Raw genomic sequence first — 14,316 nt, forward strand, 5'->3', positions numbered from 1 at the left:
GTTATGAAAACAACAAAGGTAGTTTTGCAAACCCACACAATTAAGAGGACATCCTTAATCGAAAATTTGAAAAAGCATTGGCAGCTGTTTTTATTCTTGATTCTTCCTCTTTTGTACATTATTATCTTTGCTTACGGACCGATGATGGGACTGCAAATAGCATTTAAGGATTTTGATGCGGCAAAGGGAGTATGGGGAAGTCCATGGGTTGGATTGAAGCATTTCAAAAATTTTATCAGCTCATACCAGTTCGCACGTGTACTGAAAAACACATTGGTTACATCGGTGTACTCGCTTGTGGCACGTTTTCCTGTACCAATACTCTTGGCATTGAGTATTAACATCATGAGAAATAAAAGATTTAAAAAAGCTACGCAGATGATTGTATATGTTCCGCACTTTATTTCGGTAGTGGTACTTGTCGGAATGGTTAACCAATTTTTCAATCCGTTTGTCGGATTGTACGGTAATATTTATAAGATGATGTTTGGTACAAATGCGCCCGACCTGCTTTCAAGTCCAACCTCATTTTTACATCTGTATGTTTGGTCGGGTGTGTGGCAGAACATGGGATGGGACTCTATAATCTATCTGGCAGCACTTTCGTCAGTATCACCCGATTTACACGAAGCGGCTCAGATGGATGGCGCATCAAGGCTAAGACGTGTAATAAGCATTGACCTTCCTGCAATTATGCCTACAATTATATTACTGCTTATTATAAATGCAGGTCAGGTTATGAATTTGGGCTTCGAAAAAATATATCTTATGCAAAATGATGTGAACCTGAGATTAAGCGAGGTTATTTCAACTTATGTGTATAAGGTGGGTATATCGGCAAGTGGAGGAAATTATTCGTATGCTACTGCAATAGGTATGTTTAATTCGATAATTAATTTTATTCTTGTTTCGACCGTAAATTGGCTTGCCAATAAGTACGGTGATACAAGTCTGTGGTAAGGAGGTAAGAGATTATGAGCGTTAAAGCAAAGAAAAGTATAAAAACATCTAAACAGGACACTTTGTTTTATGCGGTTATTTATGCTGTAATCCTGTTGATTTTGATAATTCTTCTCTGGCCTCTTATATTTATAGTTTCGTCGTCATTATCCTCTAAAGAGGCAGTAATGGCGGGGCGTGTATTTTTACTGCCCGTTAACTTTAGCTTGGAGGGCTATAAGGCGGTATTTCAGACAAATGAAGTGCTTATCGGATTTAGAAATACAGTGTTATACACTCTGTTCGGAACTATGCTTAATGTGGCACTGACATTAATAGCGGCTTATCCTCTGTCAAGAAAGGATTTGCCGTACAGAAGAATGTGGAGTTTTATTTTCACATTTACAATGATTTTTTCGGGCGGTATGATACCTACATATATGGTTGTAAATAAATTAGGTCTTATGAATTCACCGCTGGCAATGATTTTGCCTACGGCAATGTCGGTATATAATCTTATGATTGCAAGGACATTTATGGAAAACAGCATACCGAGCGAACTTTTGGAGGCGGCAAGAGTAGACGGATGTGACGATATAGCATATTTCTGGAAAATACTGCTTCCGCTCTCAAAGCCCGTAATTGCGGTTATAACCCTTTATTATGCCGTAGCACATTGGAATTCTTATTTTAACGCATTTCTGTATATTACGGATGCAAAGTTAAATCCGCTCCAGATTGTGCTGAGAAATATTTTGCTGGCAAATCAGATTGATACGGCAATGACTACTGATTTTGATACTATGACTTCCAAACAGGGCTTGGCGGATGTTTTGAAATATTCACTCATTGTTGTCAGCACTCTTCCTGTTATGATTATGTATCCTTTTGTACAGAAGTACTTTACAAAAGGCGTTATGATTGGTGCAGTGAAAGGATAAGGTGATTGAATGAGAAGAATAGGAATACTGTTTTTGACCACGGCTATTCTGTTTGTGTTTTGTACAAACAATCTGTGCATGGCTCATGAGAATGACTATTCTCCCACATCTTCCTTAAATCAGGGTTGGCAGCAGGGTATAGAGGGCGGCATTGAGGTTGCTCATGCTATATTCGGCGACAAGCCTGAACTAGTTGGTATGACGGCGGAAATAGGCGATGATTCGTCAGAGATTACAGTTAAGAATTATCTAGGAAAGCAAGGTTGGGTTATTACGCCGAATAAGGGCAATAATGCACGATATATCAATGTGGATATCGATGATTCTATTGCGCACTCGGTTACGGACGGTCAAAGCTATGCTGTGGCTGTTGAATACTATGATGAAGGACGTTCAAGTCTGACAATTGAGTATGACAGTATGAAGTACCAGCCGATTATCCGACAAGAAGCAGGGGAAATGAGCGCAAACACACCGCTTAATGCCTCGGTTAACGCAGGAGAGCGTGAGTATATAATTTTTAACGATACCAAGGTTTGGCGTAATTATCAGTGGTTTTTGCCAAATCCGAGGTTTGCGAATGAGTTGGACGGATACGATTTCCGTGTAGGGATTTATAGTAAATCTATGGGATATTCAAGAGGCGGAGAGGTTACGATTTCAGCAATCAGACTATACCGTTTAGATACCGTAAGCCGTATAAATATTACTGCTGATACGGAAAAGCATATAGGTAATATATTTTTTCAGGGCGAGGAAATAGAGCTTAGCGCGAATATTGATAATACAATATATCCTGTTCACTCTCAGGCGGACGGTGGATATGACCTTGATATTGAATGGACGATACGCGATGAATACGGTACGCTCATTGATACGGCAGAGGATACAGTCAGTGTTGAGCCACTTGATAAACAGAAGGTTACACATAAATTCAAAGTTGATAAATACGGGATTTACCGCGTAGATATTGAGGCACGTGATACAGAGAAAAAGCTTTACAGCCATTGCGGAACTGAATTTTCCTATGTACGGCATGAAAGCGATGATTTTGTGAATAAGCATATGGGTATTCAAATTGCACTTACAAATCCGGAAGATGAACGCATTGTAGAGCTGACGCGGAAAATTGGGATACGCAATGTGCGAATGATGCTGTATTATAATAATTTTCGCCGAAGTGCGAATAATTATGAGCCAACGGGAGTGGGAATACCTATGGCGTTTAAGTCGCTTTTCAGAGCGTTTAAAAATAACGGAATGGAAATTGATATAAATATTCATTCTGCCTCATGGATGGGTGCTCAGTATGCTTTTTCTGAAACAGAGCGTACACCTCCATATACAAAAGAAGGACTTTGCCGCTGGGCAGATTATTGCCGTATGGTAGCGGATATGTTCGGCGATACGGCTGACCAGTTTGAGATATGGAATGAATATAATCTTGGACCTAATCATAGCTTTAATCTCTCAAATCGTCCCGCATCAGATTATGCCAAGCTGTACGAGGTATCTAAGGCGGCAATCAGAGACGTCAACCCTAATATTCCTGTTATCGGATTAAATACTTCCGGTGCACCGATAGAGTGGATTAGCGAAGTGCTGGATACAGGAATAGGGAAGGATATGGATATTTTATCCATTCATCCTTATCAATGGGATGGCGACCCTTTAACTTATTCTGTTCGAGACAGAAATTTGGTTAAAATAAAAGAACTGATGAAAAAGTATGGATTGGAGGACAAACTACTTTGGATAACAGAATATGGATATTCCTCCAACTACGAGGACGTAAATTCTTATTTAGAGCAGGGCGCATACATTGCGCAGGCATATCCGTTGATTTTATCAACGGGAATTGTTGACAGATATTATCACTATTGTTTGCTTGATAAGAACACAAACATTCGTGCAGACAGAGAAAGCAATTTCGGAATTATGCGAGACAGACTGACGTATCCGCTTCCGTATATGGTTCCGTACGGTGCAAAGCCTGCGTACCTCATGGTAAGTCAAATGAACCATATGTATGCTGATTCAGAATATATAGATGAAATCAAATTAAATGACACGAGTATTATTCTGCGCTTCAAGAATAAGAAAACAGGAAAGCAGTTTGGGGTAATGTACTCCAATCGGGAGAATGGACAGCTCGCAACGCTGAAGCTGGGAACAGACAAACTAACGCTTTATGACTCTTATGGAAATGCTGAAGAGATAAGTGGGGTAAAAGGTGTTTACAGTTTTGACCTTAACAAACGCGTACAGTATATTGAAGGAGACTTTACATCATTTGAATGTACTGAGGGTGGCGTTTATCCCGAACAGATCGCTATACCGGTAACTTATGGAAAGGACGCAGATATAAAAATCAAAAATTACAGTGGTAAGCCTGTGACTGTTTCTGCCGATGCTTTAGAAGGCAGTGAAGTTAGGATAAAAGGGTCAGGAACTATAAATTCCCAAGAAGGGAAGCTTACAATTTCCGCAGGCAAAGCGGTGTCCGGAACAGAGAGAGTTCGTCTGCTGATTACGGGAGAAAACAAGGTATGGTATAACGGATATATTTATTTAACCTATCAGGAACCTGTTCAGCTTGAATCTGCTCTTACTGCGGTTTCAGATGGCTGGGAAATGCGATGCAGCATTACAAATACCGGAAATGATATAGTAAAAGGACGACTTACGCTGATTTCTCCAAATGAATGGCATAAAAAAGTACCCGATACCAAGGTTACCTTGCTTCCAAATGAAACAAAAGAATTAAAGTTGCGTTTGCCTGTAGGATTAACTGCGGACGAAACACAGGTTGAAACTGCGTTTGTTGTAGACGAGGAAAGCGGACTTGGCTCTTATATCAGCAAAAACTATAATTTTGCTGCTGCACAGAAGGCAATCAGTCCTATTGTTATAGACGGCAAGGGTAATGAATGGACGGATGGTTTTATGACGCTTAACAGAAATGACCAGTTTAAGAGCTTATTATCGCTGGGAAGCACATATGCAGGTCCTGATGATTTAAGCTGTCAGGCTGCGGTTAAATGGGATAAGGATAATTTATATTTTTATGCAGATGTAACGGATAATATTCATTTTGCAAGTGGCTGCACGCCTGTAAACTGCTGGAGTATGGACAGTATTCAGCTTGCACTTGTATATGACCCTGAGGACAAGCTTGCAAAGAGTGAGTTTGAGGAATTTGCAATGTGCCTTTTAGACGATAAGCCTACGATATACCGACATAAAACAACCTTTACAGGTGATGGAGATTATACAAGTATATCCGACAGCGAGCTTGCTATAGTACGAGAGGGACTGCATACATATTATGAGCTGCGTGTGCCTTGGAAGTCATTAATGCCCGAATTGCAGGAAATTCAGCCGGGAACGGAACTGAAATTCTCTATGGTAATCAATGAAAACGACGGCGTCGGACGTGTGGGCTATATGACCTACGGCGAGGGTATTGTCGGAACAAAGGACAGCACTAAGTTCAAGAGATTGTATATAAGGGAATAGAAAAAAAGAGAGGAGAGAGAAAATGAAAAAGACTTTTTTGAAATTGACATCGGCTTTAACGGCTTTTTGTCTGATATTCGGTACTGTTGCCTCGGCTGCGGCAGTTCAAAGCGGAGGAACTGAAACAGACTACAACTACTACTGGTGTCAGGATTTTAACGATTTACCTGAGGGAACTCAGAAGTCAGGCGGTTTTGCAAGATGGTGGGGCGGAACAGTGGGACGCTATACTGTAAATGAGGAAACGAGCGATTATGCCATAAAATTTACATCATCAGGAAATGGAGTTATGCCTATTGACGAAATGAATGGAGCTGTTACACAGAAAATGCCCCAATTTGATTTTTCAAAGGGTTCAATGGTATTATCGTATGATTTTATGGTTTTGACTGACGGAAACTTTTATTTTGCTATAAGAAGCAGCGCAGAGGGTACAACAAATCCAAATGCGGGTGATAATGATTTGTTTCACGGTGTAAGATTTAAAGATGGCACCGTGTATGGCTATGACTATAACCTTGTTGGTGCAAACACGAAGGTTGACGAAGTTGCCGGAACAAAATCCGACCCTAACAGCGCAATGGTTTCAACAGGAAAAACGTATGATCTAAATAAAAAATATCAAATTCAGATTTCTATTTCATACAATGACAGCAATGGTATAATGACGGCTAAATATTATCTTGACGGTGAACCTTTAATGAATGTAAAAACCAACGAATTGTTGGAATATAAGTTTACAGACGAAGATAAAACAAAGATGCAAAATATGATGAACAGTAAGCTGTACTGGCGTTTTAATGCTCCGGTAAAAAACTCTGAATGCGTTATAGACAATCTGACTGTTCGCAGTGAGGGTAAGACGGATTTGCCGCTTGTAGGCTGGATAGGAGCAAATACTCAAGTCGCAAGTATAGAATATACGGACACGGCGAAATATGACCCCGATTGCAAGCCGTCAGGTTATCCAAGGGCAATAAATAAAATTACGGCGTCACAGACTGAGCTTTCAGACGACAATGAGTATTATACGCTTACAAAATATGATGCGGTAGACAATCCTCTGCTTTTAAAAGCAGGAACTCCTGCTAAATCAAAGGTCGGCTGGAAGAGCAATAACGGAATGAACGTAAGTGGACTGGATATTACTAGCAACAATGAATTTTATATTTTAAAGCTAAAGGATAATTCACTTATTACAAATCTTGCGGGCGAGGCTGTAAGCAGTCCGTACATATGCTTGTGCCGTGCAGCTATGGGGAGTAAAACGATTGTTGCAAGAGAAACTGAAATACTCGACGGAAGCGGCAATACAATTACGCTTGACGCTGACGGCAAGCTACCCACAAATGCGAAGGCTATACGCTTTATAACCGCACCGCAGCTCAGCGATGGTTATCTTAGTGCGGAAAATGTAAAAATGACAGGCACGGACGGCAAAAACTTTACGGGTGAGCAGTCGGAAACAGAACCGAATGTATGGACAATAAATATAACTGAAGATTTAACCGAGGGTACTGAATATACCGTTACCTTAGGCGATTTTTCACAGACTATAACGACAACAGGCAAGGAACCGCCGAGCGAAGATGCGGCGGTTACAAGCGGAGGACAGGGAACGGAGTACGGTTATTATTGGAACCAAAATTTTAACGCTCTGCCTGAGGATATGAGTAAGGCGAAGTCGGTAAGAAAAGTTAATGCAGATTTAACGCGTGCAAACGCTGATGAAGGCGATTATTCTCTTAACATTACAGCTACAAACAGTGCGTTTGCAATTATTGACAATAATAAATCTGTCACAAAACCACTGCCTAAATTCGATTTTTCAAAAGGACCAATGATTTTGTCTTTTGATGTAACAATGAATAATTTAACCTCACCGTTTTATCTTGTGTTAAGAAGCAGTGAAGATGCGGATACGGATATGCTCGGAATTATCAGAATACAAAACACAGGAAGAATTTGCGGCTACACAAAGAAGGCAGATTTAGCGACTGATTATGCCACAAAAGCAGCTGATTTGAGCTTTACGGCTTCAAATAAAATAGCAACTGAGGGGACTACATATCACATACAAACAGCACTTGTATATGATGAAGAAAATCAGGTTTTGACAGTAAAGCAATACTTAAACGGTGAACCTATGACTCTTAAAGATACGTCAACACCAATAGAATACAAGTATCAGGCTGTTGATAAAACGACAATGAATTCGCTTTTAAGCGGCGATATGTTTATGCGCTTTGCAGTACCGACAAAAGGCGGCTCTGTAAAAATTGATAATATAACACTGCGAAGTGAGGGTACAATGAATATAGACGGTGTCAGCTATATTTCGCCTGGTGATACAAAGGCAAATATCATCTTTACCGATAATGCAAGTTATGCACCTGAGAATAGTCCGTCAAGCTATGTGGTTGCGTCAAATGCCATTCCTTTAAATCAGAATTTGACGGGTGATAACGATTATTATACACTTACAAAATACAGTGCGGATAATCCTTTGTTACTTAAAGCAGGAACGGCTGCCGCATCAAAAGTCAGTGGAAAGGGTAACAGTGGAATGACCATAAGCGGACTTGATATTGCAAATGACAGAGAATTTTATATATTAAAGCTGAAATCTCCGTCGGCTGTAACGAGTTTTGCGGGTGATGAGCCTCAGAATATGTATAGCTGTATTCGTCGTGCGGCATTGGGTGAAGGAACGATTGCCGCAAGGGAAACTATAATACTCGACGGTGACGGAAAAACTCTTACGCTTGATTCAAGGGACAGACTTCCTGCGAGTACAAAAACGATAAAATTCATTACTTCCAAATATGTGGATTTAACCGCAGATAAGGTTAAAATGACAGGCGAGGACGGCAAAAGCTTTACGGGCGAGCAGTCGACTGATGAGCCTAATGTCTGGACAATAAATATTGACGAGTTAAGCGAGCTTACGGATTACACCATAACGCTCGGCGACTTCTCGCAAACTGTCAGAACAGACGGCTATGACCCTAATGCGTTTTACTGGTACGAAGGCTTTGACAACTATGACGGAAGCACATTACCAAATGGATTTTCGCAACCGGGAATGGGAATTTCCTTTACAAAAACTGAAATAAGCGGAAATCCGGCATTAAAATATGTGAATGAGTACATACCGGAAAACTCGGGAACATCTAATTTCTCGATTAAAGGTACAGAACCTCTTGATTTTTCAAAAGGCGCATTGCTTTTATCCTACGATGTAACACCACAGTCAAATCTTACATGGCTTGGAGATGGTGCTAAATCAAATATACTTATACCAACTCTTAGGATAGGAAGTACGGAAATTTCGCAGCTTTCAATAATTGAACACGGCGGAATTAAAGCGGCGTATAAAACAGCGCCGACTGCATGGGGCAGAAGTGCATACTTAACAGGCTGGGAAAACAATACTCTTGTTGCAGACACAACCGTTAAATTTCAACTGCTTTTGGAAAAAGAAGGTAATAAGATTACGGCAACACAATATATAAATGAGAAGCCTGTTTATTACACACTCTCAGATGAAGCAAAGCTCGCTTCCGTAACCGTTGACATAACTGAGGAGGAGCTTGCAAAGGAATGGACGCTGACGATGGCAGGCAGACGTTTCCCGAATGGATTGGTATTTGACAATTTCCATATTACCACCGTGGACGGAGTGAAAGCCGGCGATGAGATAACAATTGAGGATAATGCAGTTACGGCACAGATAAATTTGGAAAACACGCTCCAATTTTCAGAGGATGCTCCGTCTATTGTAAAGGAAATAAAAATGCTTAATACTGTGGTATCATCTGATTTTAGGATTAAAAAGTATAATATAGCAACTGACCCACTTTTGTTAAACGGAGAAAACGTTTCAGGCTTTGACATTAACAACACAGGCAACGCATTTGTATTGAGCAGATTACCCGAACGCAAAAGCGGTGAAATATTTGTTATTGAGCTTTCTGACATATCGAAAATCCAGACCTTGGTCGGAAAGAAAATTGATACAACAGTATTTAAGGCAGGAGCAAATCCTGGCGGTCTGAAAAAGACAAGACTTTTAGACAGCGAAGGTGATCAGATGCAGGCAGAAAATGGAATTGTGTCGCCTGCATTAGCTAAAATGGAATTGATATTTACTAAAAATACCAAGATTGAAGCATTGCCGACTATTACAAACGCGGAAAAGAATTATAGTCTGACGGCAGTATTGGGTGAGGACGGCATTTACCGCTTTGACTTTACTGGTGACGGCGCAACGCTTTCACCAAATACGGTTTATACCGTGACATATGGCGATACCTCTGCACAGCTTACAACGGGAGAAGGCATCGTACAGTCAGCCGTTCCTGTTATTGATTCAGACGGTAAGGCAAGCACCATAATAACCAATACATCAGAAACAGCGACAAATGTTTATATAATAAGCGCTTATTATAACAGTGAGGAAGATATAGTAAGTGCTGTGAAATATGAGAAGTTTACTGTAGGCGCAGGTAAAACAGAAAATATTTCTATGAGTGAAGCGCACAGCGCACCGACAGAGTGGGCAGAACAGAGAGTGTTTATATGGGATGGTTTTGAGAAAATGAATCCTTATTGCACTTACGGCAGCAGGAAAAATCAATAATATTGTGCATAAAGCATTAGGTAGGAGGATAATTCAATGAAAAGAATCAGTTTTTTATTTACCGTATTACTCTGTATGCTTTTACCTGTTTCGGTATATGCGGCGGCAGAGGCGGGAATGTTCGATGCAGATGCGCGGCTCACAGTTACAGGAACTGCACCGAGCGGAACGGCTGATGTTTCCGTTTCTGTCCTCGACAATAATTTTACAATACAAGATGCTGATAATGTTAAAGACGGAGCAGTAGTTTATACAAACCAGATAAAGCCAAATAAAGACGGAGAATTTTCACTGCAGATAAATCTGAAGGATTGTCCTACCGGAGAATATCGTATTCGGGTATATCAAAAAGGCGAGAAACTGATTGATGTTATCCGTCCTTACGCAGAACAAGATGACAACAGAACAGCCATTGAAGGTTTAAACCAAGCGGCGGTTTCGGGAGTAAATGACGTTGAGGAATATATAAAGCAAAACCGTGTTAAACTGCAATTTGTATCACCGTTTGACGGTACTGTAAATTCTGCAGTTATTGCAAGGCTTCTTACTGCCGCCGCACCGTTTGATACAAATGACAAATTATCTTGTGTAAGTGCTTATCAGCGTGCGGCAGTTGCCGCAACCGTATCAGACGGCAAAATAACTAATCTGATGGATTATTCGGCTATGATAAAGCCAATGAACGAGAATCCTATGAAAAAGGTTTTATCGGCAGATTATGTAACAGATACTGCAAAGTCGCAACTGGCGCAATTTTTATGCGGACTTGCACCGTTCAATTCTTTGGACAGCTTTGACTTGGCAGTTGCAGACGCACTTATTCTGTCGGTAACAAAAAATCCTACAGGTGCGGGCGATGTAAAAACAGTAATATCATCGCTGCGTCCCGGATATAACACAAATCAACTTACCGCAGAAGTGTGCCGAAAGGTGGCATATAGTACATATCATAATTTTAACGAGCTGAGCGAAGCAATAACTAAAGCACAAAACAGTAGTGTAAGCGAAAAAGGCGGTAATTCCGGCAGTTCCGGCGTAGGAAAAGTCCCTGTAACAGTATTGGGCGGCGGAACCCCTGTTCCAAAGACGGATTCTACAAATTATGGAAATAAGACAGATATAAAAGATGAAACCGTTGATAGCTTTAAAGATATGGAGAGCTTTGAGTGGGCAGAAAGTGCAGTCAACAAACTGTTTTCCGAAGGTATCGTGAGCGGAGACGGCTTAGGTTATTTCAGACCTGAGGATAATATCACACGTGAGGAATTTGTTAAAATGCTGGTTCTGACCTTTGATATATCATCTGCGCATCAGGAGAATATGACATTTAATGATGTAGTAAGTGATGAATGGTATTACCCTTATTTGCAGACGGCATTCCAAGGTGGTATTGTAAAGGGAATAAGCGAATATACTTTTGGTGTAGGAATGTCTGTTTCAAGACAGGACGCTGCCGCACTTATAAGCCGTGCTATGAAGCTTACTGATAAATATAATGCGGATGCGGAATTATTTACTGACGAGGCTGATATTTCAGACTATGCGTTAAAATCAGTTAAGATTTTAAGGCAAATGGGAATTATAAGCGGATATGAGGATGGCTCCTTCAGACCGCTTGGGACAATAACACGTGCAGAAGCAGCAAAAATGCTTTATGAGGGCTGGACGAATGAAACCGAATATGTTTCGGTTTCATCGCCGTCCGATACAAGCGTTACAGAAAAAGAAGCAGATGATTTTGCATTTGAACTTATGAAAAAACTGGGAATATTCAGCGAGGATATTTCTTATCAGGGCAAGGTCAATCAGACTGTTTCGCGCGGTGAATTTGCTATATATCTTGCACGTATGCTGAAGTCGGATAATATTACAGGCAACGGCACAAATGAATTTATAGATGTGTCGGAGGATAATGATTTAAGCATAGCATTGTCGGGACTTAAATCAATGGGAATTGTCAAACCGGACGAAAACGGTAAATTTCGTCCGAATGACACTCTGACAGTAAGGGAAATGTCGGAAATGCTTATAAGAAGCTTCAGAAGCGCAGATATAAATGCACTTGCGGAAAGCTTAGACAATAATTATCTTTCGACGGCAGTACAGCTTAATATGTTAAAGGGAATATCTAATTTTGATACGGCAACATTTGGCGACTGCGTTGTTATGATGTACAATACACTTCATACAGAATACAGACATAATTACGGCGAAACGAAAAGCACTCTTTTGAAGGATATTTATGATATTGAATATATAAAGGGACGTGTAACCGCTAACTGCTTTACTGAAATTTCGGGTACACGGACTAATGATATAGAAAAAATCGGTATAGATGGTGTAAACTATATTTGTAATGATGAAGCACTTCATGAACTTTTGGGCTATCATTTGATTGTTTATTATACTGAAGAAAATGACGAGCGTAGTATTGTTTTTTATCGCACAGATGATAAAACATCAGTAGTGAGAATTGATGCGGAGAATATTGAAAAATATTCTGATTTTACGCTTTTCTATTATAATGGACGAAAAACTGCAAAGATAAAAATCGGACGAGATACTGCGATTATTTATAACGGTATGGTGTTAGAAACTGATTATGACAGTGCGTTTAATATTGATACAGGTTCTGTTACGATAATTTCGTCCGGAAATGTGGATACAGTGATTATTGAAACTTATGATACCGTTCGCGTAACGGGTATTGACGTATCAAGAAAAAAGGTATATGCTGAAAGAATAGAGGATGGTTCTGAGGAAGAACTTGACTTTAATAAGGATTCAGATAAATGGATATTCTTTAAAAGCTATCCCTACGGCAAGGAAGTAAATGAGAATATGTTGCTCGCGGGTGATATTCTCTGCGTTTCAAAATCTTTTGACGGCTCATATATCAGAGGTTGGCAATGCAGTCAAACCGTAAGCGGTAAGGTGGAGAAAGTGGCAGGCAATACAGATGACAGATGGGTAACGATTGACGGTGAACAATATCAGGTTGCTCATTATTACAAAGATAAAATTGTTACAGGCGAACAGACGTCTTTTGTTTTAGATATTGCAGGAAGAATTGCGTCAGTAGGAAAGCAAAGGCAGAGCGACCGCATTTTGGGATATATTTATAGACTTGTAGACGCAAGAAAAGACCACGAAGATAATATCTATGTAAAAATATATAATGTTCAGCGTCAGCATGAGAATCTTGTTCTTGCTGACCACGTAGTTCTGGACGGAGAACGACGGACGAAAGATTATGTTAAACAAATTCTTTGCTCGGGTCAAGATGGTGCTTTGGTCAGACAGCCTGTTTTTTACAGAAAAAACAGTGATGGCGAAATAAAAGAATTGGATTTATCATCGCCCGCAGGACAGGAAAGAGAAAGAGATAATACTCTTGAAGAATTATTGCCCGCCGGTTCTTATTCATGGCTTTTTACTATGAAAAGCTTTGAACGAAAATATGTGATGTCAACAAAGACTTATTATATGAGAGTTCCGCCTAATGATATTGAAGATCCGGACGAAAAGCTTTTTGGTGTGCAGCAATTTTCAAATGTTACATGGTGGAATAATAACAATAAAAAAAGTATTTTGGGATTATACCGTTATGATGATTCGACGCCGTTTGCAAATCTTGTGCTTATGTCCAGCAATGACAACGCAACCTTAAGCAATTCAACCGAAATTACTATGGTAACGGATGTATACGAGCAGTGGATAGGCGATGATGAAGGAGAGTTAGTGATGACTCTGCATGGACTGCAAAAGGGTGCGGAGATTACTGCTTACTTTGATGAGGGTGTATACAAGGACGATATTGAAGAAGGCGATTTAATTCGTTATGCGACAAATTCGGCAGGGTACATTGGAGTTTATGAAAAGATTTATGACCAAAGCGAGAATACCGTACTCTGGAATATGACAGGTACTGCTGACGAATACACCTCGAACACTGTGCCGTCCGCAAATCTGAGATATACTTTCGGATATGTTAACAGTCTTTACAATGCGCCATATACTGACGGATTAAACTCTGTTATAAGCACGGGAAGAAAGCCGGATGAGGCAGAAGATACCTGGCAATTCAATTCAAATGCCACTGCTTCAACAAGGTATGTAGTCTATGACCCTGAACGACGTCAGGGCAGTCGGGTATATATGGCGGGTCTTGATGAAGTGGTTTCGTGGGAGAACTGCCATAATATAGAAAATACAACGAGAGTGTTTGTGCATACACGTCAAGGTTATCTTAGCGCTCTGTTTATTTATAAGTAA

At 40.2% G+C, this 14,316-nt stretch carries 5 protein-coding genes; all 5 read left to right on the forward strand.

Going from position 1 to position 14,316, the window contains the following annotated elements; translation table 11 throughout:
* Positions 1–3 precede the first annotated feature (3 nt).
* From LKE05_RS00080 to LKE05_RS00100, 5 genes are read left to right on the forward strand one after another with little or no spacing between them, the layout of a single operon-like run.
* On the forward strand, positions 4–960 hold the full coding sequence (locus LKE05_RS00080; protein WP_308455602.1) for an ABC transporter permease: 957 nt from the start codon (positions 4–6) through the stop codon (positions 958–960).
* Positions 961–974: 14 nt separating this feature from the next.
* On the forward strand, positions 975–1,880 hold the full coding sequence (locus tag LKE05_RS00085; protein ID WP_308455603.1) for a carbohydrate ABC transporter permease: 906 nt from the start codon (positions 975–977) through the stop codon (positions 1,878–1,880).
* Between the two features lie 9 nt (positions 1,881–1,889).
* Positions 1,890–5,399, forward strand: coding sequence for a glycosyl hydrolase (locus LKE05_RS00090; protein ID WP_308455604.1), 3,510 nt, complete (start codon positions 1,890–1,892; stop codon positions 5,397–5,399).
* Between the two features lie 22 nt (positions 5,400–5,421).
* The gene (locus tag LKE05_RS00095) at positions 5,422–10,041 is read left to right on the forward strand and encodes a hypothetical protein (protein ID WP_308455605.1); all 4,620 of its coding nucleotides are present in this window, start codon (positions 5,422–5,424) and stop codon (positions 10,039–10,041) included.
* Positions 10,042–10,077: 36 nt separating this feature from the next.
* Entirely contained in the window at positions 10,078–14,316 is a 4,239-nt protein-coding gene (locus tag LKE05_RS00100) for an S-layer homology domain-containing protein (protein WP_308455606.1), read from the forward strand.

The organism is Hominilimicola fabiformis (genome assembly GCF_020687385.1).
GTDB lineage: Bacteria > Bacillota > Clostridia > UBA1381 > UBA1381 > Hominilimicola > Hominilimicola fabiformis.